We start from the raw sequence: 25,096 nt of genomic DNA on the forward strand, positions 1-25,096 counted from the left end.
CGTACGACCTCGCAGGCGCCCTTCGCCTGTACGGCGGCTCGTCCTACACGGCCAGGAACGCCGCCGTCAGCAGCGTCACCCCCGCGCCCGCCAGCACCCAGCCGGCCCGGACCCGCCGCAGACCGCCCGCGACGACCACCGACGCCAGCAGCAGCGCGCCGCCCATCGGCACCCACGAGTACAGCACCCCCGCCGGACCCGAGCGCACCACCTCGTCGCTGGCCGGCTTGATCACCACCGTGTACGTCTGCCCCGACCGCACCGCCACCGTCTTGTCGATCACCACCTGCGGGCGCGGCGTCGACCCCGGCGACAACGGCGTGTACGGGCCCGTGCACGACTCCTCACCACACCGCGTCACCACGACCGTGCCCTGCTCCCGCCCCTTCGTCAGCATCACGTGCTGCGCGGTGCCCCAGGAACCCCACACCCCCGCCACGAGGATCAGCGCCGACACCACCGCCATCGCCGCCGCTCCGCCGAACCGCAGCGCGGCGGCAGAGGCCTTGCGGGAGGCGGCGGCCCGGCGGGAGGAGGCCCGGTGAGCCCGGCGGGCGGGACGCCTACGGGAGGAGACGGCGGTGGCAGGCATGGCCGGGATCCTTGGCCATGCCGCCACGAACAGTCAACTCATCGGGCGTTTCACAGACCGACACGTCACGAGTTGTACGTACTCTGCGCCCGCTCGAGACCGTCGATCACCAGACACTCCACCGCGTCCGCCGCACGGTCCACGAAGTAGTCCAGCTCCTTGCGCTCCGCCGAGGAGAAGTCCTTCAGCACGAAGTCCGCCACCTGCATCCGCCCCGGCGGCCGCCCGATCCCGAACCGCACCCGGTGGTAGTCCGCGCCCATCGCCTTCGTCATCGACTTCAGACCGTTGTGCCCGTTGTCCCCGCCGCCCAGCTTCGAACGCAGCACCCCGAAGTCGATGTCCAGCTCGTCATGGACCGCCACGACGTTCTCCGGCGGCACCTTGTAGAAGTCCCGCAGCGCGTTCACCGGACCGCCCGACAGGTTCATGTACGACATCGGCTTCGCCAGCACCACCCGCCGGCTCCCCGGCCCCGGCGGCCCGATCCGGCCCTCCACGACCTGCGCCTGCGCCTTGCCCGCCCGCTTGAACCTCCCCCCGATCCGCTCGGCCAGCAGATCGGCCACCATGAACCCCACGTTGTGCCGGTTCATCGCGTACTCCTGGCCCGGATTGCCCAACCCCACGATCAGCCACGGGGCGCTCGGATCGCTCGTCACGTCACTCTCTCCCTACGCGACAGCCGCCGCTCCCCGAGGAGAGCGGCGGCTGGAGCCAAAACCGCCGACGGCGGCAGGACGGCTGATCAGGCCTCGGCGGCCTCGTCGCCCGCCTCGGACTCCTCGCCCTCAGCGGCCTCCTCGGCCTGCGCGGCCAGGACCTGGAGGACCACCGCGTCCTCGTCGACGGCCAGCGTCGTACCGCTCGGCAGCTTGATGTCCTTGGCGTGGACGGAGGCACCGGCCTCCAGGCCCTCGACGGACACCGTGACGGACTCGGGGATGTGCGTGGCCTCGGCCTCGACCGGAAGCGCGTTCAGGACGTGCTCCAGCAAGTTGCCGCCCGGCGCCAGCTCGCCCTCGGTGTGCACCGGGATCTCGACCGTGACCTTCTCGCCACGCTTGACCAGCAGCAGGTCGACGTGCTCCAGGAAGCCCTTCAGCGGGTCGCGCTGCACGGCCTTCGGGATCGCCAGCTCGTTGGTCTTGCCGTCGATGTCCAGCGAGATCAGGACGTTCGGCGTACGCAGCGCCAGCAGCAGGTCGTGGCCCGGCAGCGTCAGGTGCAGCGGGTCGGCGCCGTGGCCGTACAGGACACCGGGAACCTTGTCGGCACGACGGATACGGCGGGCGGCGCCCTTGCCGAACTCGGTGCGCGACTCGGCGGCGATCTTCACCTCGGACATAACGATCACTCCTCGCAGTAAGCGGAACGGACGGGGTCACCCGGCCACGAACGGCCTGCTACGAAGAGCGCGTCGATAACGGACAACCGCACAGCAGTGCGGCCTCCCTCGCCGAGCAACTTCAGAAGTCTACTCGGCGGAAGAGGCCGCACAGAAATCGATCACCGCAAAACGCGGCCGACGACGCCTACTGCTCGTCGAACAGGCTCGTCACCGAACCGTCCTCGAACACCTCACGCACCGCGCTCGCGATCGTCGGAGCGATCGACAGCACCGTGATCTTGTCCAGCTCCAGCTCACCCGGCGTCGGCAGCGTGTTCGTGAACACGAACTCGCTCACCTTCGAGTTCTTCAGCCGGTCCGCCGCCGGACCCGACAGCACACCGTGCGTCGCCGTCACTATGACGTCCTCCGCACCGTGCGCGAACAGCGCGTCCGCCGCCGCACAGATCGTGCCACCCGTGTCGATCATGTCGTCGACCAGGACACACACCCGGCCCTTGACCTCACCCACGACCTCGTGGACCGTGACCTGGTTCGCCACGTCCTTGTCACGCCGCTTGTGCACGATCGCCAGCGGCGCGCCCAGCCGGTCGCACCAGCGGTCCGCGACCCGCACCCGGCCCGCGTCCGGCGAGACCACCGTCAGCTTGGTCCTGTCCACCTTGCTGCCCACGTAGTCCGCCAGCAGCGGCAGCGCGAACAGGTGGTCCACCGGGCCGTCGAAGAAACCCTGGATCTGGTCGGTGTGCAGATCCACCGTGAGGATCCGGTCCGCGCCCGCCGTCTTCATCAGATCCGCGATCAGACGCGCCGAGATCGGCTCACGCCCACGGTGCTTCTTGTCCTGCCGCGCATAACCGTAGAACGGCACGATCACGGTGATCGAACGCGCCGACGCGCGCTTCAGCGCGTCGATCATGATCAACTGCTCCATGATCCACTTGTTGATCGGAGCGGTGTGGCTCTGGATCAGGAAGCAGTCCGCACCACGCGCCGACTCCTGGTAACGCACATAGATCTCACCGTTGGCGAAGTCGAAGGCCTTCGTCGGGACGACCCCGACACCCAGCTGGTGGGCGACCTCCTCGGCAAGCTCGGGGTGGGCGCGGCCGGAGAAGAACATCAACTTCTTCTCGCCGGTCGTCTTGATCCCGGTCACAGCACTGTCTCCTCAGAGGTGTCTCAACTGGATGCCGACAGACCTCGCCGCTGGGCGCGACGCGGCCGTCTCAGCTGGTGGGGGTGCGGGTGTGCACTTATCACGGTACGCCGTGTTCGACGCACTCGTTTCCGGTCAGTCCTGGCCCTCGCCCTGCCGCGAGGCCGCCTCCGCCGCCTTCGCCGCCGCGCTGCCCGGACGCTTGCGAGCCACCCAGCCCTCGATATTGCGCTGCTGACCACGGGCCACGGCCAGCGAACCGGGCGGCACATCCTTCGTGATCACCGAACCGGCGGCGGTGTACGCGCCGTCCCCGACAGTGACAGGAGCCACAAACATGTTGTCCGAACCCGTACGGCAGTGCGACCCGACGGTGGTGTGATGCTTGTCCTGCCCGTCGTAGTTCACGAACACGCTCGCGGCACCGATGTTCGAATACTCGCCGATCGTCGCGTCACCGACGTACGACAGATGCGGCACCTTCGTACCCTCGCCGATCGACGCGTTCTTCGTCTCCACGTACGTACCGATCTTGCCCTTCGCACCCAGACGCGTACCCGGCCGCAGATACGCGAACGGACCCACCGACGCGCCCGCACCGATCTGCGCCCCGTCCGCCACCGTGTTGTCCACCCGCGCCCCGGCCCCCACCGACGTGTTCCTCAGCCGGCAGTTCGGCCCGACCTCGGCGCCCTCACCCACATGCGTCGACCCCAGCAACTGCGTCCCCGGCTGCACCACCGCGTCCTGCCCGAACGTCACCGCCACGTCCACCCACGTCGTCGCCGGGTCCACCACCGTCACACCCGCCAGCATCGCCGCCGTCAGCAACCGGTCGTTCAGGATCCGACGCGCCTGCGACAACTGCACCCGGTTGTTGATCCCCGCGATCTCACGATGATCCCCCGCCACCGACGCACCCACCCGGTGCCCCGCCTCACGCAAGATCCCCAGCACGTCCGTCAGGTACTCCTCGCCCTGACTGTTGTCCGTACGGACCTGCTTCAACGCCTGAGCCAGCAGCGCCCCGTCGAACGCGAACACCCCCGAGTTGATCTCCCGGACCGCCCGCTGCTCCTCCGTCGCGTCCTTGTGCTCCACGATCGCCGTCACCGCGCCCGTGGACGCGTCCCGCACGATCCGGCCGTACCCCGTCGCGTCCGGCACCTCCGCCGTCAGCACGGTCACCGCGTTGCCGTCCGCGTCGTGCGTGGCCGCGAGCCGCGCGAGCGTCTCACCCGTCAGCAACGGGGTGTCCCCGCACACCACCACCACCGTGCCGTCCACCGTCCCGCCGAGCTGCTCCAGGCCCATCCGCACGGCGTGCCCGGTGCCGTTCTGCTCCGCCTGGATCGCGGTGCGCACGTCCGGGTCGATCTCGCCCAGGTGGGCGGTGACCTTCTCGCGCGCGTGCCCGACGACGACGACCAGGTTCTCGGGGTCCAGCTCCCGCGAGGCGGCCAGCACATGCCCGACGAGGCTGCGACCGCAGATCTCGTGCAGGACCTTGGGGGTGGCGGACTTCATACGGGTGCCCTCACCCGCTGCGAGAACGACGACGGCTGCCGGGCGAATGGCGCTCACGGAATTGCCCTTCGGCTGTGGAGAGGTGGGACATCCGAAGGATACCGGGGCGGTTTCCGGGCGACATGAGAACGGGTCCTGACCTATGCAGGTCAGGACCCGAGCCGGTAAGCTCCCCCGCCAGGACTCGAACCCGGACATATGGCACCAAAAGCCACAGTGCTGCCAATTACACCACAGGGGAACGAAAGCAGCCGAAACGGACACTCCGTAGGGCTGCCGAGTGGCGTCTCCTACTATGCCGTACCACCAGCCCTCGATGCGACGGCGCGGATCGGCGCTCTTCGACGGTTTGCCGACCTTGATGCCGACTTCGTCCCCCGGTGTACCGCGCTCGCCGTGCTGTAGGGCGGGTGGGGAAATGGGGCGGGAAAAGCGGGGGTTGCGCCCGTAGGGTGGAGGCATGACCACGACGGGGGAAGAGACCGCCACGGCTCGGGGAGGGCCTTGGTGGTGGGGCAGGCGCCGTAGTGCGGTGTTCGACTGGTGTCTCGCGGTGGCGTCCGCGCTGGAGTGCGCGGCGGAGGGGGTTCCGTTCGCGCGGGAGGCGGGGATCCCGGTCGGCGTGGGGGTGGTGTTCGGGTTTCTCGCCGGTTCGGTGCTCCTGGTGCGCCGCAGGTACCCGATCGCCGTGGTGCTGGTGGCGATCGCGATCACGCCGGCAGAGATGGGCTTCCTGATGGGGACCGTCGGCCTCTACACGCTGGCGGCGACGGAGCTGCCGCGGCGGATCATCGGTTCGCTCGCGGGGATGCAGCTGGTGGGGACGTTGATCGTGACGTTCGTCCGGGTGCGGCAGGACATCGCGCGGGGCGATCTGACGTTGGGCGACTGGTTCGTGCCGTTCGCCTCCATCGCGATCTCGCTCGGTCTGACCGCGCCGCCGTTGCTGCTCGGCCTGTACGTGGGGGCGCGGCGGCGGTTGATGGAGAGCCTGCGGGAGCGGGCGGACGACCTGGAGCGGGAGCTGCAGTTGCTCGCGGAGCGGGCGGAGGAGCGGGCGGAGTGGGCCCGCAACGAGGAGCGGACGCGGATCGCGCGGGAGATGCATGACGTGGTCGCGCATCGGGTGAGCCTGATGGTGGTGCACGCGGCGGCGTTGCAGGCGGTGGCGCGCAAGGATCCGGAGAAGGCGGTGAAGAACGCCGCGCTGGTGGGGGACATGGGGCGGCAGGCGTTGATGGAGCTGCGGGAGATGCTCGGGGTGCTGCGCAGCGGTGGTGAGGGGGAGCGGCGTCCGGCGGTGGAGGCGGTCGAGGCGCCGGCGGTGGCGCGGGTCGTGGAGGAGGGGGAGGGGCCCTGTCTTGAGGAGTTGGAGGAGTTGGTGGGGCAGTCCGCGGCGGCGGGGATGGTGGTGGAGCTGTCGGTGGAGGGTGAGGTGCGGGGGTATGCGCCGGAGATCGAGCAGACGGCGTACCGGGTGGTGCAGGAGGCGTTGACGAACGTGCACAAGCACGCGGCGGGCGCCAAGGCGCGGGTGCGGTTGGCGCACCGGGTGGCGGAGATCGCGATGCAGGTGGAGAACGAGCCGCCGCCGGAGGCGGGTTCGGTGGCGTCGGCGCGGTTGCCGTCGGGGGGCAACGGTCTGGTGGGGATGCGGGAGCGGGTGGTGGGGCTGGGCGGGGTGTTCGTGTCGGGGCCGACGGAGGCGGGCGGCTTCCGGGTGTCGGCGGTGATCCCGGCGGGGTGAGCTGTCGTGCGCCGGACGGCTCCCGGTGGGGCGGGTCGGTGGGTGGGCTCGCGGTGGGGCGGGGTGGTCAGCCTGTGGTGAGGCGGGTGGGTTCTATGCCGGAGACGAGGGCGTTGAGGGCTTGGTCGATGTCGGGGCCGACGTACCAGTCGCCGGTGTGGTCGAGGGCGTAGACGCGGCCTTCGGCGTCGATGGCGATGAGTCCGTTGTGGTCGGTTTCGGCGCCGAGGGGGCTGACGTCGGTGTCGAGGGCGCGGCTGAGGTCGGCGAGGGTTCGGGCCATGTGGAGGCCGTGCAGGGGGTTGAGGTCGACGGTGGCGGGGGCGACCTGTCGGCCGGGGCCGGTGGGGGCGACGCGCAGGCCGCCGAACTCGGCCCAGGCTTCGACGGCGGCGGGGAAGACCGCGTGGCGGTGGCCGGCGGGTGAGGTGTGGTCGCGCAGGCGGTCGGCCCAGAGTTCGGCCTGTTTGATGTCCCAGCGTCCGGGGCGCCATCCGGCGGCGCGCAGGGCGGCGTCGACGGGGGCGGGGAAGCGGGTGGTGGGGGTGCGGTGATCGGGGTGCATCTGCCCTTCGTCCGTCGAGATCGTGCGGTTGTGCGGTGGTGCTTCGCGCTCTGTCGCGGGTGTCGCTGTGTGTGGAGGGGGTCAGCCGTCGGTGCGTGCCGGGTCGACGATGTAGACGCCGAAGTGGTCGCTGAGGGCGGTGCAGGCGCGGCAGGGGGTGGCGAAGCTGCCGTGGAGGGGGTCGCCGTCCTCGCGGATGCGTCGGGCGGTGAGTTTGGCCTGCTTGAGGGCTTTGCGGGCTTCGCCGTTGGTCATCGGTTTGCGGGCGGCGCGTCTGCTGCGGGTGGCGTCGACGGCGGCGATGTGGCGGGAGATGAGGAGGGCTTCGGCGCAGCGGCCGGTGAAGCGGTTGCGCTGGGCGGTGGGGAGGGTGTCGAGGAAGTCCTGCACGAGGGGGTGGAGCGTGGGCGGCTGGTCGCCGCGGGCGGCGGTGCAGGTGAGGGTTTCGCCGCGGACGGAGAGGGCGGCGGCGATGGTGGGGAGTATGCCGTCGCGGCGGTGCAGGAGGGTGGGGACGTGGGGGGTGTCGGCGTGGCTCCAGCCGATGCGGGGGTCGCCGGAGTGGCCGGCGTGCGGTCCCGTTTGCGTGCCGTTCATGGTGGTCTTCCCCTCCCGTGCGTCCCCCGGAGGTCACAGGGTGCCAAATGGCGAGGCTGCTGGGGAAGCTGGGGCGTTGCGACACGCCCGGTTGGGGGCGCGTCGTCACGGTGGGGTGACGGCTGGTCACGGAAGCGGAGGCCCGGTGACCGGTGTCGTCGTACCGCATAGGCTGTCGGCACCGCTTGGCGTGCGGTTGACGCGCGTCGGAGACCGTTGGAGACAGTCGGATACGGGGCGTGGTGGTCGGTGCCGTGAGCGGGCCGGTCGCTGCGGTTCGTACAGAGTGCCGCAGGGGGCAACCGCCATGACGACAGGTCGGCTCGGGCAGCAAGCCGCGCCGCCGAACGCGGCCTACGCCGGGCAGGTCGTGCACTTCCCGGATCCGGTCCGGGCGGCGCGCCATCCGAGGGGGGTGCGGGTGGACGAGCGCGGTTACCCGGACTTTTCGCCGTATGCGCGTGCGGCGGCGGAGATCGCGGATCCGCCGGAGGGTTTCGGGGTCGACGAGTTGCGGCTGACGGACTACGTGTCGGCGAACGCCGCGTTGGCGGCGTCGGGTCATGAGTTGTGGGACACGGTCGAGAGCGTGGCGACGCCGCACGGCTGGACGTGGCATCACGTGGCGGGCTCGCGGCGGCTGGAGTTGGTGCCGGTCGAGGTGAAGGCGTTGCTGCGGCATCACGGCGGGGTCGCGACGGCGGCGGTGGACCATGCGAAGCGGGGGACACGGCCGTTGCAGGAGACGCGTCCGGCGCACTTCGGTCTGCCGAAGTCGGGTGTGGCGGTGACGGAGTCGCAGGTGCAGGGGGTCGAGGAGGATCTCGGCTACCGGTTGCCGGGCGCGTACCGGTCGTTTCTGAAGGCGGCGGGCGGTTGCGCGCCGGTGGGGGCGGCGCTGGACGCGGAGTTGGGGCTGCTGGTGGACCAGCCGTTCTTCACGGTGCGGGACGAGGCGGCGGTCAACGATCTCGTGTACGTCAACAAGTGTCTGCGGGACCATCTGACGAAGGACTTCCTGGGCGTCGGGTTCGTGCAGGGCGGTCTGCTGGCGGTGAAGGTGAAGGGCGCGCGGATCGGTTCGGTGTGGTTCTGCGCGTACGACGACGCGCGGGACGTGGATCCGGCGTGGTCGCCGGCGGAGCGGGTGGAGCGGTTGTTGCTGCCGTGCGGTGAGGACTTCGACGTGTTCCTGTCCCGACTGGCGGGCAGGCCGCCGGAGTTGGAGACGGTGGCGAATCTGATGGTGGACGGCGGGTTCGCGCGGGCTGTTCCGGCGGCCGCGGGTTCGTCCGTGTCGTCCGTCGGCGTGGGGGAGTGATCCGGCGATGGTGACGTTCGCTCAGGCGCAGGAGCGCGGCGAGGAGTGGATCAACGGGGACGTCCCGGCGTACCAGCATCGTGAGGTGCGGGTGCGGGAGTTCGGCCTCGGGTTCGTGGTGTGGGCGGAGGACCGGGCGGAGGGACCGCGGTCGGACGGTGGCGGTCAGCGGTTGGTGCTGGCGCGGGACGGCGGGGAGGTCACGTTGTGGCCGTCGCTTCCGGTGGGCGAGGTGATCCGGCGGTACGAGGAGGAGTACGGGCGTCCGCAGGGCGAGCCGGAGCCCGAGCCGGCGGTCGCGGCGCGGGTGGATCTGAATCAGACGTCGTTCTTGTTGTCACCGCCGGAGTGGTTGCAGGAGGCGGCGGACCGGATGGGGATTCCGGGGCGGCGGGGAGAGGGGGATGAGGCGGGGGCCGGTTCCGGTTCCGGGGCGGGTTCGGGCTCTGGCTCGGGTGCGGGTGCTTCCGGTTCTGCCGGTTCTGTGGGTGTGGGTTCCGCCGGTGGCGGGGCCGTGACGCCGGACGCCTCGCTTCCGCAGACACAGGCTGGGGTGCCCGCGGGCGGGGGTGCGGGGCCGGGTGCGCCGTCCGCGCCGGTGGGGGCGACGCCCTGGGCGGGCACGGACACCAACGCCGACGCCGGCGACGACCGTTCCGTGCCGCTGCCGGCGACGGTGTTCGCGCCGCCGCTGAGCGGTTCGGACGACGAGGCGCCGACGCCGCCTTCCTCCCGGCCGGACGCCAAGACGGCGCTGATCGCCGGGGGCAGTCAGCTGCCGCCGACGGCGGTCTCGCCGGCGCTCGGCGATCCGCAGGGGCCGGGTGCGCCGCAGCCGCCTGCGGCGTCGCAGGGTTCGGGCGTGCCGCAGCCGCCGGGTGTTCCGGGTGCGCCGGCGGCTCCCGGGCGGCCGCTCCCGCCGAACGCCGGGGACATCGCCGACGCCGCCACCAGCAAGGCGGCTCCGCCTCCGCGTCGTCCGCGCGGCGGGTCGACGCCGCCGCCCCCGCCGGGCGCGCCGGGCGTTCCCGGTGCGCGGCCGGGCGCCGCTCCGCCGCCGCCTCCGCCCGGTCCGGGTGCGCCCGGTGCGCCGGCGGGCGGGTATGTGCCCACGCAGCTCGTGTCCGCGCTGGGACCCGAGGGTCCGGGCGCGCCGCAGCCGCCGGGCGCTCCCGCTGTTCCCGGCACGCCTGGTGGCTCCGGTAACCCTGGTGGTCCTGGTGGTCCTGGTGGTCCTGGCGGGGGGAACGCGCCCGGCGGTACGCCTCCGGGCGGGGTCCATCACGCGGCCACGATGCTCGCCGACCCCGGTCGGCAGGGTCCGGGCGGAGGTGTGCCGCAGCCTCCGCAGCCCCCGGGTGCTCCCGGTGCCCCGCTGCCCCCGGCCAACCCGCCCGGTGCTCACGGCTCGGCGGGCGGTGCGCAGGGCGCTGTCCACCATGCGGCGACGGTGCTGTCGGGTCCCCCGGCGGGTCCTCCCGCCGGCCCTCCGGCGGGCCCCCCGCCCGGTCCTCCCGGCACGCCTCCGCCGCCGTTCGCCCAGGGCGGGCCGCAGCCGATGCCGCCGGGCGGGATGCCTCCCGGCGCGATGCCGCCGCCGGGCGCGCCCGTGCCGGGGCAGCCGTCGGCGTACGGGTATCCGCAGGGGCAGCCGACGGTCGGCCCCGGCTACCAGGCCGTGCTGCGCTATCGCGCGCAGGACGGTTCGGAGCAGCAACTGATCCGGCGTTCCGCGCCGGGCACCCCGCACCCGGAGTGGCAGATCTTCCACGAGCTGCGCGCGATGAACGTGCCGCCGGACCAGGTGCTGGAGCTGCACACGGAGCTGGAGTCGTGTGAGCTGCCGGGTGCGTACTGTGCGCGGATGATCCGGGAGCAGTGGCCGCAGGCGCGGATCACGAGCATCGCGCCGTACGGCACGGATCATGCGAGCCGTCAGCAGGGGATGCGGCAACTGCTGGCCCACCAGGGTGAGTTGCACCAGGTGGCCGACGGTCCCGCGCGTCCCGCGCCGGTGCGTGCGCCGTTGCCGCAGGTGCAGCCGGCGCCGCCGGTCCCGCCGGAGGCGGTCGCGCAGGAGCTGGCGGCGGCGTTCGGTCCGGGGGTGTTCCGGTTCGAGCAGGCGGCGGTGGCGCGGCAGGGGGTGCCGCCGGTCGTGGCGCACACGCTGGTGACGGCGGGTCTGCCGGTGGACATGGGCCCGTTCTTCTGGGCGCAGCCCCAGCCGGGGCGGCCGGTGCCGACGCTGGCGGAGCTGGCGGCCGAGCGGGGGGTGCAGTCGTCGTCGGACGCGGCGTCGTACCTCGTGATGGGCAGCGACTTCGGCAAGGCGGTCTGTGTGCAGTACGGGACGGCGAACATCGTCGCCGTGCCGGTGGAGGCGGGGCCGGGCGGTGGGCCCGTGCCGCCGCAGTTCGTGAACACCGGGCTGCCGGAGTTCGTGCGCTGTCTCGCGCTGCTCGGGCGGATGTGGCGGCTGCGGTTCGGGCTGAACCAGGAGCAGGCGGGCCGCTGGACCGTCGACTTCCAGGCCCAGCTGGCCTCGCTGGACCCGGCGGCGCTCGGGTCCGCGGACAGCTGGTGGTCGGTGCTGCTGGAGCAGATGTGGGACGGGCTGCTGTGAGGCCTGCGCGCCGCTGACGCGGTGGGTGTCGAGGGCCGGACCGGTCGTATGACCGGTCCGGCCCTTCTGCGTTCGTGTTCTGGATCGTTCGGTGCCGACCGCCACCTGTGCCCGGAGTGTCGCGTTATGAACCCTTAAGTCCGATACATCAAGATATGCGCGAAATCATTTTTTCGAAGTCCGTCTGGTGGAGAGGGGCTACAAATGAGCAGCGCGCACAGCGCACAGGTGTCGCCGCCGGGGTTCGTGACCGTTCGCGGGCGCGGCTACCGGCCCAAAGAGGTCGACGCGTTCACCGCCGCGCTCTCCGCCGAACGCGACGCCGCCTGGGAGCGGGTCACGCGGCTCACCGGGCTCGCGCAGGAGATGCTGGCGGAGTCCGAGCGGTTGCGTGAGGCCGTGAAGGGACTCGGGCCGCAGACGTACGACGCGCTCGGGGAGCGTGCGCGGCGCGTCTTCCAGCTCGTGCAGGAGGAGGCGGCTCAGGTGCGCGAGCAGGCGCGGCAGGAGGCGCAGGAGGAGGTCGAGGAGGCCGAGGCCCGCGCCCTCGCCGTGCGCCGGAGTGCGCAGGAGCAGGCGGAGGCGGTGCGCACGGAGGCCAAGGAGCACGTCCGCCGTCGGCTGCTGGCCGCCCGCGCGGAGGCGCACGGGATCCGGGCCGGCGCGCGGCGCAAGGTGAAGGAGTTCCGTGGCGAGGCGGTGACGGCGCTGCGGGACGTGCGTCACCGCACCGCGGGGCTGCTCGTCGAGCCGAAGCGGGAGTACGCGGAGCGGCTGGCGGCGGCGGAGCGGGAGGACGCCGAGCGGGTCAGCGCCTTCGACGCCAACCACGCCCGGGCGATGGCCCGCGCGGAGGAGGCCCTCGCCGAGGCGCAGCGGGAGCTGGCCGAGGCCGAGGAGTCCTCCCGGCGCCGCCAGGACGAGGCACGCGCGCGTGCCGCCCAGATCGTGGCCGAGGCCCACCTCCGCGAGGACCGCATCGCCCGGGAGACGGAACGGGTCCTGCGCCAGCACGGCGAACGCCGCGACGAGATCCAGACCCACATGGACCAAATGCGAGACACCCTGAAGGTCCTCACAGGCCAACCGGTCGAGTAACCCACCCCGCGCCCGACGGCGGAGGGCCCACGTCCGGCCTCCGTGTCCGGCTCCCGCCTAGCGTCCGACGGCGGGAGGCCCGCATCCGGCCTCCGTGTCCGGCTCCCGCCCCGCGTCCGACGGCGGGAGGCCCGCATCCGGCCTCCGTGTCCGGCTCCCGCTCGCCCCCGACGGCCGGAGGCCCTCACCCCGGCCGCCACGCCCGGCCCCCGCCCCGCGCCCCACGGCGGGAGACCCGCACCCCGGCTCCGGCCCCGCGCCCCACGGCGGGAGACCCGCACCCCGGCTCCGGCCCCGCGCCCCACGGCGGGAGGCCCGCACCCCGGCTCCGGCCCCGCGCCCCACGGCGGGAGGCCCGCGCTCGGCCCCGGCTCCAGCCCCGCCACGGGGCGGATGCCCGCACCGGGCCTCCGCCCCGGCTCCCGCCCCATGGGCGGGATGCCCGTACCCGGCCTCACCCCGGGGCGGGAGGCCCGCACCTCCCGGCCTCCGCCCCGGGCCCGACGGCGGTAAGCCCACCTCCGTGGCCTCCAACTCCCTGACGCTCCGCGCCCCCACGGGGGCGGACGCCCGCTGGCGTGGCCCCCCGTGTCTCGGCTCCAGCTCCACCCGCTCCGCGGTGGGTAATCCGCCGCCTTGGTCTCGCCCCCTTGCGGCGCACCTCGCCGGCGGGGGCCCGTCGCCCCTATGCCTCGCCCCCCGGGCCCCTCCGCGGCTGGCCACCGGTGTTTCCGCATCCCGGTGCCTGGCCCTGCTTCCTCGTGCGTCGCCACGCGCCCCCACGTCGGGAGACCACCGTCCTGGCCGCCCGTCCCACGGCGGGTGGCCCGTCGGCGTCTCCGTGGCTTGGCGCACGTCGGCCCAGCTCCCCTCCCTCGGGCGTCGCCACGCGTCCGGCGGCGGCACGCCCGCTGCCCCGGGCTCCGCCCTGGCTTCCGCCATGCGTGCGTAGGCGCGGCCCCGCTTCCCTCGGGTTCATCACGCGCCCTACGCCGGCACGCCCGCTGCCCCGGGCTCCGCCCTGGCTTTCGCCGCGCGTCCGTCGGCGGGGACCGCTGCCCTGGGGGCTCCCGTCGCATGCGTGCATGGTGCGAGGTCCGCCGCCCCTTCCTCAGCCCGGAGTCGTATGTCGGTGCGAGCGTGCTCCCGGCTCGGTCGAGAGCCCCGGCTGCAACCATGCACGGCCCGTTGCCTTCGCCTGACGCGCCTCATCCACTCCCCGCTCAGGCGTGCGCCGGCCACCCTTCCCCGCACTGGGAAACCCGTCGTGTGCGCACCGTCAGCGCTGGGCGGTTCGGCGTCGAGGGGTGTTCATTGCAACTCGTCGGCGGCAGAGTCGAGTTGCCCTGCGCGCAAGGGTGACCTGCCGTATCGGTCGGTCAGGCCGTGGCCGCCCCTTGCCGTTTGACCCTGACGTGGCGGCAGGGTGGACCCTTGTATGGGGCCGGGAGGAGGAGGTGACCCCGAGATTCGCTCCGTCTGGCGGGTGACTCCCCCTAGGGGTGTCTCCCCCTTACGGGTCGGGGAGGGGTCGTACCGACGGAGGACGAGACGGACCCCCTCTGCTCCTTAACCTGGCTTTACGCCACGGGGGAGGGCCAACCCCACGGGGGGAAGGTGGGGTTAACCCCCCGCCAGGACGGGGCCGGGCACCAGCGCGCCGGACCGGTCCACGCCGACAGACTTGGCGGCGCAGGCCGACGGGCCACCGGCTCACCTGCACGACCGTGAACCGCGGGACGCAACCCGCACCCGGGGCGCCCACGCGTTCCGTTCGTTGACCGACATAGGAGACATACCGTGACTTCGGCTGTGACCATTCCCAGGCACGGGGGCACTGGAGGGCGTACGGCCGTAGCCGCGCGGGCGCGGCAGGTCGTGAAGGCGTACGGGTCGGGGGAGACCCGTGTCGTCGCTCTCGACCACGTCGACGTGGACATCGCCCGCGGCCACTACACCGCGATCATGGGCCCCTCAGGGTCCGGCAAGTCCACCCTGATGCACTGCCTCGCCGGTCTCGACACCGTCACGTCCGGGCAGATCTACCTGGACGAGACCGAGATCACCGGCCTGAAGGACAAGAAGCTCACCAAGCTGCGCCGGGACCGCATCGGGTTCATCTTCCAGGCGTTCAACCTGCTGCCGACGCTCAACGCGCTGGAGAACATCACGCTGCCCATGGACATCGCCGGGCGCAAGCCCGACAAGGAGTGGCTGGACCGCGTCGTCGAGACCGTCGGCCTCGCCGGCCGGCTCAAGCACCGCCCCACCCAGCTCTCCGGCGGCCAGCAGCAACGCGTCGCCGTGGCAAGGGCGTTGGCGGCCCGACCGGAGATCATCTTCGGTGACGAGCCGACCGGAAACCTCGACTCGCGCGCCGGCGCCGAAGTCCTCGGCTTCCTGCGCCGCTCCGTGGACGAGCTCGGCCAGACCATCGTGATGGTCACCCACGACCCGGTGGCCGCCTCCTACGCCGACCGCGTCCTCTACCTCGCCGACGGCCGGATCGTCGACGAGATGCACCAGCCGACCGCCGACCAGGTCCTGGACCGGATGAAGGACTTCGACGCCCGGGGGCGCACGTCATGACCGTCCTGAAGACCTCGATGCGCAACTTCTTCGCGCACAAGGGACGTATGGCCCTGTCGGCCGTGGCGGTCCTGCTGTCGGTGGCCTTCGTCTGCGGGACGCTGGTGTTCACCGACACGATGAACACCACCTTCGACAAGCTGTTCGCGGCCACCTCCTCCGACGTGACGGTGAGCGCGCAGAACGCCTCCGACACCGGTGAGACCACCTCCTCCAACGGCAGACCGCCGGTCATGCCGGACAGCGTCCTCGGCAAGGTCCGCGCGGCGGCCGGCGTGAAGTCGGCGGAGGGCACCGTCTTCTCCACCTCCGTCACCGTCGTCGACGCCGACAAGGACAGCCTGTCGCCGTCCAGCGGCGCCCCCACCATCGTCGGCAGTTGGAACGCCAACGAGGGCCGCACCATGAAGATCACCGAGGGTGCGGCGCCCCAGGGCCCCGGCCAGATCATGATCGACGCGGACACCGCCGACAAGCACGGCCTGAAGCTCGGCGACGAGCTCGGCGTGATCACCGCGGTCGGCACGCACACCTCGAAGATCTCCGGCATCGCCGCCTTCCAGGTCACCAACCCCGGCGCCGCGGTGTTCTACTACGACACCAAGACCGCCCAGCAGACGCTGGTCGGCAAGCCGGGCGTCTTCACCAACGTCAACGTCACGGCCGCGGCCGGGGTGAGCGACGACCAGCTGAAGAAGAACGTCGCGGCGGCGATCGGCGGCCAGTACAAGGTGCAGACCGCCAAGGAGACCGCCGACGCCAACCGCAAGGACGTCGGGGAATTCCTCAACGTCATGAAGTACGCGATGCTCGGCTTCGCCGGGATCGCCTTCCTCGTCGGCATCTTCCTGATCATCAACACCTTCTCCATGCTGGTCGCCCAGCGCACCCGGGAGATCGGCCTGATGCGCGCCATCGGCTCCTCCCGCAAGCAGGTCAACCGCTCGGTCCTCGTCGAGGCGCTGCTGCTCGGCGTCGTCGGCTCGGTCCTCGGCGTCGGCGCGGGCGTCGGCATCGCCGTCGGCCTGATGAAGCTGATGGGCCTGACCGGCATGAACCTGTCCACCGACGATCTGACGGTGGCCTGGACGACCCCGGTCGTCGGCGTCGCCCTCGGCGTGATCGTCACCGTCCTCGCCGCCTACCTTCCCGCCCGTCGCGCCGGCAAGGTCTCCCCGATGGCCGCCCTGCGCGACGCGGGCGCCCCCGCCGACGCCAAGGCCGGCCGGATCCGCGCCGTCGTCGGCACCGTCCTCACCGGCGGCGGAGGCCTCTGCCTGTACCTGGCCACCGCCGCCGACAAGGCGAGCGAGGGCTCCCTGTGGCTCGGTCTCGGAGTGGTCCTCACCCTGATCGGCTTCGTCGTCATCGGCCCGCTGCTCGCCGGCGGCGTGGTGCGGGTCCTCGGCGCGATGCTGCTGCGGGTCTTCGGCCCGGTCGGCCGGATGGCCGAGCGCAACGCCCTGCGCAACCCGCGCCGCACCGGCGCCACCGGCGCGGCCCTGATGATCGGCCTCGCCCTGGTCGCCTGTCTGTCGGTGGTCGGCTCCTCCATGGTCGCCTCCGCGACCGACCAGCTCGACAAGACCGTCGGCACGGACTTCATCATCCAGAACGACACCGGTCAGCCCATCACCCCGCAGGCGGTCCAGGCCGTCAAGGCGGTGCCGGGACTGGAGCGCGTCACGGAGTACAAGATCCTCGACGCCGACCTCAGGACCCCCGACGGCAAGGCGTCCGCCAAGGAGACGCTCAACGCCGCTGACCCGTCGTACGTGAAGGACCTGAACGTCGAGACCGTCGCAGGCGACCTCGCCGACGCCTACCGGCCCGACTCGATGTCCGTGTTCGAGGGATTCGCCGAGGCCCACGGCCTCAAGCTCGGCTCGAAGGTGGACGTGGCCTTCAAGGACGGGAACAAGGCGACGCTCACGGTCCGCGCCATCACCAGCGACGAGATGGTGGTCGACAAGGGCGCGATGTACGTGTCGATCGCGACGGTCGCCAAGTACGTGCCCGCCGACCGGATGCCGCTGGACATGCTGGTCTTCGCCACCGCCAAGGAGGGGCAGCAGGACGCCGCCTACAAGGCGCTGAAGTCGGCGATGCACGACTACCCGCAGTACAAGGTCCGCGACCAGACCGACTACAAGCAGGCCCTGAAGGACCAGATCGGCCAGCTGCTGAACCTGATCTACGGCCTGCTGGCTCTCGCGATCATCGTGGCGGTCCTGGGCGTGGTGAACACCCTGGCCCTGTCGGTGGTGGAGCGCACCCGGGAGATCGGCCTCATGCGGGCCATCGGTCTCTCCCGCCGCCAGCTGCGCCGCATGATCCGCCTGGAGTCGGTCGTCATCGCCCTCTTCGGCGCGCTGCTCGGCCTGGGCCTGGGCATGGGCTGGGGCGCCACCGCCCAGCAGCTCCTCGCCCTGGAGGGGCTGAAGGTCCTGGACATTCCCTGGCCGACGATCATCGGGGTCTTCCTCGCCTCGGCCTTCGTGGGCCTCTTCGCGGCCCTGATCCCGGCCTTCAGGGCAGGCCGCATGAACGTCCTGAACGCCATCGCGACCGACTGACCGGAAACCCCATCGACCCCGGCACCGAGGAGCCACGGGGGGCTCCTCGGCGCCGGGGTTTCCGGTGCCCGCACGGGGCGGATCCCCCTCCCCACACCCCACTGTCGTCCACAGCCCCCGCACACCACCCGGCCCCGACGTACCCTGGAACACCCCCGGCCCGTGACACGAGTCGGGCCCTTCGCGTTGATCATCAACTCGCCTCGGACCCCCGGACGGAAAACCCCCTCCATGAGCCTGCACGGTCTGCTCGACGCCGTACTCAAGGACCCCGCCCTCGCGGAAGCGATCCCCGCGGCCGCAGACGGCAACCGCATGCACGTCGACCTGGTCGGCCCCCCGGCGGCCCGCCCCTTCGCCATCGCCGCCCTCGCGCGCGAGACGACCCGCACGGTCCTCGCCGTCACCGCGACCGGCCGCGAGGCCGAGGACCTGGCCGCCGCCCTGCGCTCCCTGCTGCCCCCGGACGGCGTCGTCGAGTACCCCTCCTGGGAGACACTCCCGCACGAACGCCTCAGCCCCCGCAGCGACACCGTCGGCCGCCGCCTCGCCGTCCTGCGCCGGCTGGCCCACCCCAGCCCCGACGACCCCGAGACCGGCCCGGTGTCCGTCGTCGTCGCCCCCGTCCGCTCGGTGCTGCAACCGCAGGTCAAGGGCCTCGGCGACCTGGAACCGGTCGCCCTGAGGTCGGGGCGGACCGCCGACCTGAACGAGACGGTCGAAGCCCTCGCCGCGGCCGCGTACACGCGGGTGGAGCTCGTCGAGAAGCGCGGCGAGTTCGCCGTGCGCGGCGGCATCCTGGACGTGTTCCCGCCCACCGAGGAACACCCCCTGCGCATCGAGTTCTGGGGCGACGACGTCGAGGAGATCCGCTACTTCAAGGTCGCCGACCAGCGCTCCCTCGAGGTCGCCGAACACGGACTGTGGGCCCCGCCCTGCCGTGAGCTCCTCCTCACCGACGACGTCCGCGCACGCGCGCGTGCCCTCGCCGAACAGCACCCCGAACTCGGCGAACTGCTCGGCAAGATCGCCGAGGGCATCGCCGTCGAGGGCATGGAGTCCCTCGCCCCGGTCCTCGTCGACGACATGGAGCTGCTCCTCGACGTCCTGCCCAAGGGCGCGATGGCCGTCGTCTGCGACCCGGAGCGGGTCCGCACACGCGCCTCCGACCTGGTGGCGACCTCGCAGGAGTTCCTCCAGGCGTCCTGGGCGGCCACCGCCGGAGGAGGGGAGGCGCCGATCGACGTCGGCGCGGCCTCCCTGTGGTCGATCGCCGACGTCCGCGACCGCGCGCGCGAGCTGGACATGATGTGGTGGTCGGTGTCGCCGTTCGCCGCCGACCTGGAACCGGAGGACGACACCCTCCAGTTCGGCATGCACGCCCCCGAGACCTACCGCGGCGACACCGCGAAGGCGCTCGCCGACACCAAGGGCTGGCTCGCCGACGGCTGGCGGGTCGTCTTCGTCACCGAGGGCCACGGCACGGCGTCCCGCACGGTGGAGGTGCTCGGCGGCGAGGGCGTCGCCGCGCGTCTCGACGGCGACCTGACCGAGCTGAGCCCCTCCGTCGTCCACGTCTCCTGCGGCTCGATCGACCACGGCTTCGTCGACGCGGCACTGCGGCTCGCCGTCCTCACCGAGACCGACCTGTCGGGCCAGAAGGCGGCCGGCAAGGACGGCGCGCGCATGCCCGCCCGCCGCAGGAAGACCATCGACCCGCTCACCCTGGAGACGGGCGACTACATCGTCCACGAGCAGCACGGCGTGGGCCGCTACATCGAGATGGTGCAGCGCACCGTGCAGGGCGCCACCCGCGAGTACCTCGTGGTGGAGTACGCCCCCGCCAAGCGCGGCCAGCCCGGCGACCGCCTCTACATCCCCACCGACCAGCTGGAGCAGATCACCAAGTACGTCGGCGGCGAGGCCCCCACCCTGCACCGCCTGGGCGGCGCGGACTGGACGAAGACCAAGGCGCGCGCGAAGAAGGCCGTCAAGGAGATCGCCGCCGACCTCATCAAGCTCTACAGCGCCCGGATGGCCGCCCCCGGCCACGCCTTCGGCACGGACACCCCCTGGCAGCGCGAACTGGAGGACGCCTTCCCCTACGCGGAGACGCCCGACCAGCTCACCACCATCGCCGAGGTCAAGGACGACATGGAGAAGACGGTCCCCATGGACCGCCTGATCTGCGGCGACGTCGGCTACGGCAAGACGGAGATCGCGGTCCGCGCCGCGTTCAAGGCCGTCCAGGACGGCAAGCAGGTCGCCGTCCTCGTCCCGACCACGCTCCTCGTCCAGCAGCACTTCGGCACCTTCAGCGAGCGCTACTCCCAGTTCCCGGTGAACGTGCGGGCGCTGTCCCGGTTCCAGACCGACACCGAGGCGAAGGCCGTCCTCGAGGGCCTGCGCGAGGGCTCCGTGGACGTCGTCATCGGCACCCACCGCCTGTTCTCGTCCGAGACGAAGTTCAAGGACCTGGGCCTGGTCATCGTCGACGAGGAGCAGCGCTTCGGCGTCGAGCACAAGGAGCAGCTGAAGAAGCTCCGCGCCAACGTCGACGTCCTGACCATGTCCGCCACGCCCATCCCGCGCACCCTGGAGATGGCGGTCACCGGCATCCGCGAGATGTCGACGATCACCACGCCCCCGGAGGAGCGCCACCCGGTGCTCACCTTCGTCGGCCCCTACGAGGAGAAGCAGATCGGCGCGGCCATCCGGCGTGAACTGCTGCGCGAGGGCCAGGTCTTCTACATCCACAACCGGGTCGAGTCCATCGACCGCGCGGCCGCCCGGCTGCGGGAGTTCGTCCCCGAGGCGCGGATCGCCACCGCGCACGGACAGATGTCGGAGGCGGCGCTGGAGCAGGTCGTCGTCGACTTCTGGGAGAAGCGGTTCGACGTGCTCGTCTCGACGACGATCGTCGAGTCCGGCATCGACATCTCCAACGCCAACACGCTGATCGTGGAGCGCGGCGACACCTTCGGCCTGTCCCAGCTGCACCAGCTGCGCGGCCGGGTCGGCCGTGGCCGGGAGCGCGGCTACGCCTACTTCCTCTACCCGCCGGAGAAGCCTCTGACGGAGACCGCGCACGAACGGCTCGCCACCATCGCCCAGCACACCGAGATGGGCGCGGGCATGTACGTGGCGATGAAGGACCTGGAGATCCGCGGCGCGGGCAACCTCCTGGGCGGCGAGCAGTCCGGCCACATCGCGGGCGTCGGCTTCGACCTGTACGTGCGCATGGTCGGCGAGGCGGTCGCCGACTACCGGCGTCAGCTGGAGACCGGCGGGATCGAGGAGGAGCCGCCGCTGGAGGTCAAGATCGAGCTGCCCGTCGACGCGCACGTCCCGCACGACTACGCGCCCGGCGAGCGGCTGCGCCTGCAGGCGTACCGGGCGATCGCCTCCGCGAACTCCGAGGACGACGTCAAGGCCGTACGCGAGGAACTCGTCGACCGTTACGGCAAGTTGCCGGAGCCGGTGGAGAACCTGCTGCTGGTGGCGGGGCTGCGGATGCTGGCCCGGGCGTGCGGCGTCGGTGAGATCGTGCTCCAGGGCGCCAACATCCGCTTCGCTCCGGTGGAGTTGAGGGAGTCGCAGGAGCTGCGGCTCAAGCGGCTGTACCCGGGCTCGGTCATCAAGCCGGCCGCCCACCAGCTCCTCGTACCCCGCCCGAAGACGGCGAAGGTCGGCGGCAAGCCGCTGGTCGGACGCGAGCTGCTGGGCTGGGTGGGGGAGTTCCTGGCCACCGTGCTCGGGTCGTAGCCGGCGGCGTCGGGCCGGGGAGCCGTCGGCTCTCCGGCCCGTGGTGCGGGGCGTGACGTTAGGGCTGCTGCTCGGGCGGGCGCTCCTCGTCCATGCCGAGCCGCCGGTGCGCCTGCTGCTGCGCCGAGTCGATCTGCGACTCGTACTTGTCGCCCGTCCTCTCGTTGGCCTTCTGTTCGGCGGTGTCGGACATCTGCTTCGCCTTGTCCCGCCCATGGCCCTTGAACCTGTCGAAGATGCCCATGGAGGAACTCCTTCCGGAGGTGACTCACCCTCGACGATAGGCACCCCCGGCCCGTGATGCCCACTTGTGGGACGCATGGTCTGAACCTGTCCCGCCGGTGCTGTCAGCCGCTCGCCTACGGTGTACGCGCGAGCGTCGGGGGAATCCGCCCCTGTGCGGGGCGGTGACGGGCCAGGGCGACGGGGAGGGGCGCGCGTGAGGCGTCTGAGGGGCGGGACGGCGAATCAGGCTGTGACCGGAGGCGTCCGCGGACGGGCGGCGGGCGGGGCGGCGCTGGCGCTCGCGGCACTGCTGACGGGCTGCTCGCAACTCGCCGACGGCAGCGGTGTGCCAAGCGCGACCGCGTCGGACGCCGCCGGCGGCGCGGGCGGCGGCTCCGCGGCCCACGGGACCAGCCCCCTCACCGACCCCGACGGCACGAAACCGGGTCTGGGGGCGCTCACCTCCGCCCGGGACAAGGCGACGGCGCGCACCCTGATCGCCAAGGTGCCCACCAAGGGCCGCGGCCCGAAGACCGGCTACGACCGGGACGAGTTCGGCCACGCCTGGATGGACACGGCCGACGGGGTGCCGCTGGCGAGGAACGGGTGTGACACGCGCAACGACCTGCTCAAGCGCGACGGTCAGGACGTCGCGTTCCGCAAGGGCTCCGACTGCGTCGTCGTGTCGATGAACCTGTACGACCCGTACACCGGCAAGGACATCGCCTGGAAGAAGGCGAAGGCCGCCGAGGTGCAGATCGACCATGTCGTGCCGCTGTCGTACGCCTGGCAGATGGGCGCCGCCCGCTGGGACGAGAAGAAGCGGCAGCGGCTGGCCAACGACGTGCTCAACCTGCTGCCGGTGTCCGGCCCGACGAACTCCGCCAAGCGGGACGCGGGGCCGGCGACCTGGCTGCCGCCGAGCAAGGTGATCCGCTGCTCCTACGCGGTGCGGTTCGCGCAGGTGGCGCTGAAGTACCGACTGCCGGTGACCACCGCGGACAAGAGCGCGATGCTCGCACAGTGCGGAGCCTGAGCCGAGGGCGGACCGGTGGAACCGGGCGAGCTCCCGGCCGGGCGGAAATCCTTTTTCCAACAGGCGGAGGCCGCCCCTACGGTTGCCCCATGGAACTGAAGATCTCCTCCATCGCCGAGCACCCCGAGATGCTGGACTCGCTGTTCGACATGCCCGACACCTGGCCGGAGTTCACCACCCAGGACCCCGTCGGCAACGCCCATTACGGGCGGATCCCCGAGGAGTTCCCCGAGTACGTGCTGTTCGCGCAGGACGAGCGGGGCGAGGTCGTCGCGCACGCCTTCAGCGTGCCGTTCGCCCTCGGCGCCGAGGGACGCGGCGAGCTGCCCGCCCGGGGCTGGGACCAGGTGCTGCTGTGGGCCTTCTCCGACCGGCGGCGCGGGGTGACGCCGGACACGGTCAGCGCGATCTCCATCGTGATCGCCCCGCACGCCCAGGGAAAGGGCCTCTCCCGAATCATGCTCAAGGCGATGCGGGAGAGCGCCCGCGCCAAGGGCTTCACCGAGGTGGTCGCCCCGGTCCGCCCCAACGCCAAGCACCGCGAACCGCACACCCCCATCGAGGAGTACGCGCACCGGGTGCGGGAGGACGGGCTGCCCTACGACCCGTGGCTGCGCGTGCACGCCCGGGCCGGCGCGCGCATCGAGCGGATCGCGCCGGTGTCGATGACGGTGGCCGCCTCGCTGGCGGAGTGGCGCCGCTGGACCGGCCTGCCCTTCGACGCCGAGGGAGACGTCGAGGTGCCCGGCGCGCTGGTGCCCGTACGCTGCGAGCCGGCACGCGACCACGCGGTGTACGTCGAGCCCAACGTGTGGATGCGGCACCCGCTGTGAGCGTCCGCCGGGCACTACCGTCCGTACGGAGTGCCCGGCTGGTACGGGTAGCCGGGGCCGGCGGCGGGGTAGGCCGGCGCCTTCGGGTCGAACACCGCGAACAGCAGCATGCACGTGGCCGTCACCCAGGTCACGAAGAGCGCGATCCCCAGGAACGGATCACCGGTGGGCCGGTCGTTCGTGCTCGAGAGCCACGGAATCGTCACCGCCTCGTACAGCGCGAAGGCGGCGAGGGCGCCCCAGTCCGAGGGGCGGCCCCGGCGGATCGCCACGTACAGGAACGGCACCCACGCCAGCAGGCCCAGCGAGAGCCACACCAGGGCACTCCAGGCCAGCCGCTGGAACCAGCCGCCCTCCAGCCGCTTCTCCGGTCTCGTCGTCGTCGCCGTGCTCACATCGCCCCCCCAGGTAGCCAGACGGCAAGGTTAGAGCACGCCCGGGTCATGACAGGGCCGCCCGTTCTTTACTGTGACCTGAGCGAATCTTGTGACCGGACGAAGCAGCTGTTTTCCGATCGCGGGGGTGCGCCGGGATACGGTGCGTTCCGGCTCCTCGAGGGTCGAACGGCAGTACAGCAGCAGATCGACGATGGGGTGGGGATGGCAGAGCACCGGCAGTCCAGGAAGCGCAGATACGTCACGTGGGGAGTCGCCGGCGCCGCCGTCGTCGCCGGGGCGGGCATCGCCGCCCAGACCTCCATGGCGGCCACCGTCTGGCCCGCTCAGAAGACCTACACCGGCCGCGCCTTCGACACCTGCACGGCTCCCTCCCTCGCCGCGATGAAGGCCTGGAAGACCACCGACTACTACGGTGCCGCCGCCGTCTACGTCGGCGGCAAGAACCGCGGCTGCGCCCAGCCCAACCTCACCGCGTCCTGGGTGAAGTCGGTCAACGCCGCCGGCTGGAAGCTCATCCCGATCTACGTCGGCGCCCAGCCGTACTGCCAGACCGGCTCCAGCCCCGAGAAGCTCACCGCCGCCACCGCCGCCTCCCTCGGCGCCCAGGACGCCACGGACGCCGTGGCCAAGGCCGGCGCGCTCGGCATGAAGGCCGGCAGCGCGATCTACCTCGACATGGAGCCGTACGACATCACCAACAAGGCGTGCAACGACGCCGTGCTGACGTACGTCCGCTCCTTCAGCAAGACGCTGCGCGCGAAGACCTACCGCGCCGGCTACTACGGCTTCAGCAGCTCCAGCGCCAAGGCGGTCGCCACGGCCGCCGACAAGACGGACCTGCCGGGCAACCTCTGGTACGCGCTGTGGGACAACAAGGAGACGACCACCGCCGACTGGCCCTGGGCCGCCACCCAGTTCACCAACCACAGCCGCGCCCACCAGTACATGGTCAACAGCAAGGAGACCCGCGCCGGTTACACGATCACCGTGGACCGCAACTCCTGGGACGCCCCGGTGGCGATCGTCGGCTGAGGACGCCCTGAGGGGCCGTGCCGCGCGGCGGTGCCGTAAGTCCCGGTGAATCGTTGGTCGAA

The 25,096-nt window shown here is 71.9% G+C and carries 19 protein-coding genes and 1 tRNA gene; 10 read left to right on the forward strand and 10 right to left on the reverse strand.

The window, feature by feature from the left end; translation table 11 throughout:
- Nucleotides 1-43: 43 nt before the first annotated feature.
- From EV567_RS21190 to EV567_RS21215, 6 genes are all read right to left on the reverse strand, one after another.
- Complete coding sequence (locus EV567_RS21190) at nt 44-592, reverse strand: hypothetical protein (RefSeq protein WP_130442406.1); 549 nt, start codon at nt 590-592, stop codon at nt 44-46.
- A 65-nt stretch (nt 593-657) separates the two neighbouring features.
- Entirely contained in the window at nt 658-1,254 is a 597-nt protein-coding gene (gene pth / locus EV567_RS21195) for an aminoacyl-tRNA hydrolase (protein WP_130442408.1), read from the reverse strand.
- An 86-nt stretch (nt 1,255-1,340) separates the two neighbouring features.
- Complete coding sequence (locus EV567_RS21200; protein ID WP_130442410.1) at nt 1,341-1,940, reverse strand: 50S ribosomal protein L25/general stress protein Ctc; 600 nt, start codon at nt 1,938-1,940, stop codon at nt 1,341-1,343.
- Between the two features lie 187 nt (nt 1,941-2,127).
- On the reverse strand, nt 2,128-3,102 hold the full coding sequence (locus EV567_RS21205) for a ribose-phosphate diphosphokinase (protein ID WP_130442412.1): 975 nt from the start codon (nt 3,100-3,102) through the stop codon (nt 2,128-2,130).
- A gap of 135 nt (nt 3,103-3,237) precedes the next feature.
- Nucleotides 3,238-4,686 carry a bifunctional UDP-N-acetylglucosamine diphosphorylase/glucosamine-1-phosphate N-acetyltransferase GlmU gene (gene glmU / locus EV567_RS21210; protein WP_130442414.1) on the reverse strand — a complete coding sequence of 483 codons (1,449 nt, stop codon included), beginning with the start codon at nt 4,684-4,686 and terminating at the stop codon, nt 3,238-3,240.
- A 112-nt stretch (nt 4,687-4,798) separates the two neighbouring features.
- A tRNA-Gln gene (locus EV567_RS21215) sits at nt 4,799-4,870 on the reverse strand.
- A gap of 219 nt (nt 4,871-5,089) precedes the next feature.
- Here EV567_RS21215 and EV567_RS21220 point away from each other — a divergent pair.
- Entirely contained in the window at nt 5,090-6,376 is a 1,287-nt protein-coding gene (locus EV567_RS21220; protein WP_130442415.1) for a sensor histidine kinase, read from the forward strand.
- Nucleotides 6,377-6,443: 67 nt separating this feature from the next.
- Here the strand turns inward: EV567_RS21220 and EV567_RS21225 are convergent, their stop codons facing one another.
- Both EV567_RS21225 and EV567_RS21230 read right to left on the reverse strand, forming a co-directional pair.
- Nucleotides 6,444-6,941 carry an SUKH-3 domain-containing protein gene (locus EV567_RS21225; protein WP_130442416.1) on the reverse strand — a complete coding sequence of 166 codons (498 nt, stop codon included), beginning with the start codon at nt 6,939-6,941 and terminating at the stop codon, nt 6,444-6,446.
- Nucleotides 6,942-7,022: 81 nt separating this feature from the next.
- Complete coding sequence (locus EV567_RS21230) at nt 7,023-7,538, reverse strand: YwqJ-related putative deaminase (protein WP_130442417.1); 516 nt, start codon at nt 7,536-7,538, stop codon at nt 7,023-7,025.
- Between the two features lie 307 nt (nt 7,539-7,845).
- On the opposite strand from EV567_RS21230, the gene EV567_RS21235 reads away from it, so the two are divergent.
- The 6 genes from EV567_RS21235 to mfd all read left to right on the forward strand — a co-directional run bounded on the left by EV567_RS21235 (nt 7,846) and on the right by mfd (nt 21,510).
- Complete coding sequence (locus tag EV567_RS21235; protein WP_130442418.1) at nt 7,846-8,859, forward strand: SMI1/KNR4 family protein; 1,014 nt, start codon at nt 7,846-7,848, stop codon at nt 8,857-8,859.
- Between the two features lie 7 nt (nt 8,860-8,866).
- Entirely contained in the window at nt 8,867-11,482 is a 2,616-nt protein-coding gene (locus EV567_RS21240) for an SUKH-4 family immunity protein (protein WP_130442419.1), read from the forward strand.
- 204 nt (nt 11,483-11,686) lie between these two features.
- The gene (locus tag EV567_RS21245; protein ID WP_130442420.1) at nt 11,687-12,580 is read left to right on the forward strand and encodes a cellulose-binding protein; all 894 of its coding nucleotides are present in this window, start codon (nt 11,687-11,689) and stop codon (nt 12,578-12,580) included.
- A gap of 1,800 nt (nt 12,581-14,380) precedes the next feature.
- Nucleotides 14,381-15,169: an ABC transporter ATP-binding protein gene (locus tag EV567_RS21250; protein ID WP_130442421.1), complete on the forward strand. Its 789-nt coding sequence runs from the start codon at nt 14,381-14,383 to the stop codon at nt 15,167-15,169.
- Nucleotides 15,166-17,745, forward strand: a complete 2,580-nt coding sequence (locus EV567_RS21255; protein WP_130442423.1) for an ABC transporter permease — start codon at nt 15,166-15,168, stop codon at nt 17,743-17,745. Before EV567_RS21250 ends, EV567_RS21255 begins: the two co-directional genes overlap by 4 nt.
- Before the next feature lie 231 nt (nt 17,746-17,976).
- Nucleotides 17,977-21,510 (forward strand): transcription-repair coupling factor, encoded by a 3,534-nt coding sequence (mfd, locus tag EV567_RS21260; RefSeq protein WP_130442425.1) that lies wholly within the window; start codon nt 17,977-17,979, stop codon nt 21,508-21,510.
- A gap of 58 nt (nt 21,511-21,568) precedes the next feature.
- Here mfd and EV567_RS21265 read toward each other — a convergent pair whose 3' ends face one another.
- Nucleotides 21,569-21,754 carry an antitoxin gene (locus EV567_RS21265; protein ID WP_130442427.1) on the reverse strand — a complete coding sequence of 62 codons (186 nt, stop codon included), beginning with the start codon at nt 21,752-21,754 and terminating at the stop codon, nt 21,569-21,571.
- Between the two features lie 231 nt (nt 21,755-21,985).
- On the opposite strand from EV567_RS21265, the gene EV567_RS21270 reads away from it, so the two are divergent.
- Together EV567_RS21270 and EV567_RS21275 are read left to right on the forward strand one after the other, a co-directional pair.
- Nucleotides 21,986-22,771 (forward strand): HNH endonuclease family protein, encoded by a 786-nt coding sequence (locus EV567_RS21270; RefSeq protein WP_130442429.1) that lies wholly within the window; start codon nt 21,986-21,988, stop codon nt 22,769-22,771.
- Between the two features lie 89 nt (nt 22,772-22,860).
- Nucleotides 22,861-23,604: a GNAT family N-acetyltransferase gene (locus EV567_RS21275; protein WP_130442431.1), complete on the forward strand. Its 744-nt coding sequence runs from the start codon at nt 22,861-22,863 to the stop codon at nt 23,602-23,604.
- A 14-nt stretch (nt 23,605-23,618) separates the two neighbouring features.
- Here EV567_RS21275 and EV567_RS21280 read toward each other — a convergent pair whose 3' ends face one another.
- Nucleotides 23,619-23,999: a hypothetical protein gene (locus tag EV567_RS21280; protein ID WP_130442433.1), complete on the reverse strand. Its 381-nt coding sequence runs from the start codon at nt 23,997-23,999 to the stop codon at nt 23,619-23,621.
- A 204-nt stretch (nt 24,000-24,203) separates the two neighbouring features.
- Here EV567_RS21280 and EV567_RS21285 point away from each other — a divergent pair, with 204 nt between their 5' ends.
- Nucleotides 24,204-25,034, forward strand: a complete 831-nt coding sequence (locus tag EV567_RS21285; RefSeq protein WP_130442435.1) for a glycoside hydrolase domain-containing protein — start codon at nt 24,204-24,206, stop codon at nt 25,032-25,034.
- The last annotated feature ends 62 nt before the right edge of the window (nt 25,035-25,096 follow it).

This window comes from Streptomyces sp. BK239 (assembly GCF_004217285.1).
Lineage (GTDB): Bacteria > Actinomycetota > Actinomycetes > Streptomycetales > Streptomycetaceae > Streptomyces.

Coding starts and splice junctions, on each gene's coding strand:
- EV567_RS21200 (WP_130442410.1), bottom strand. CDS start 1,940: ATGTCCGAGGTGAAGATCGCCGCCGAGTCGCGCACCGAGTTCGGCAAG.
- EV567_RS21255 (WP_130442423.1), top strand. CDS start 15,166: ATGACCGTCCTGAAGACCTCGATGCGCAACTTCTTCGCGCACAAGGGA.
- EV567_RS21275 (WP_130442431.1), top strand. CDS start 22,861: ATGGAACTGAAGATCTCCTCCATCGCCGAGCACCCCGAGATGCTGGAC.
- mfd (WP_130442425.1), top strand. CDS start 17,977: ATGAGCCTGCACGGTCTGCTCGACGCCGTACTCAAGGACCCCGCCCTC.
- EV567_RS21265 (WP_130442427.1), bottom strand. CDS start 21,754: ATGGGCATCTTCGACAGGTTCAAGGGCCATGGGCGGGACAAGGCGAAG.
- EV567_RS21220 (WP_130442415.1), top strand. CDS start 5,090: ATGACCACGACGGGGGAAGAGACCGCCACGGCTCGGGGAGGGCCTTGG.
- EV567_RS21285 (WP_130442435.1), top strand. CDS start 24,204: ATGGCAGAGCACCGGCAGTCCAGGAAGCGCAGATACGTCACGTGGGGA.
- EV567_RS21190 (WP_130442406.1), bottom strand. CDS start 592: ATGCCTGCCACCGCCGTCTCCTCCCGTAGGCGTCCCGCCCGCCGGGCT.
- EV567_RS21225 (WP_130442416.1), bottom strand. CDS start 6,941: ATGCACCCCGATCACCGCACCCCCACCACCCGCTTCCCCGCCCCCGTC.
- EV567_RS21240 (WP_130442419.1), top strand. CDS start 8,867: ATGGTGACGTTCGCTCAGGCGCAGGAGCGCGGCGAGGAGTGGATCAAC.
- EV567_RS21245 (WP_130442420.1), top strand. CDS start 11,687: ATGAGCAGCGCGCACAGCGCACAGGTGTCGCCGCCGGGGTTCGTGACC.
- EV567_RS21230 (WP_130442417.1), bottom strand. CDS start 7,538: ATGAACGGCACGCAAACGGGACCGCACGCCGGCCACTCCGGCGACCCC.
- EV567_RS21235 (WP_130442418.1), top strand. CDS start 7,846: ATGACGACAGGTCGGCTCGGGCAGCAAGCCGCGCCGCCGAACGCGGCC.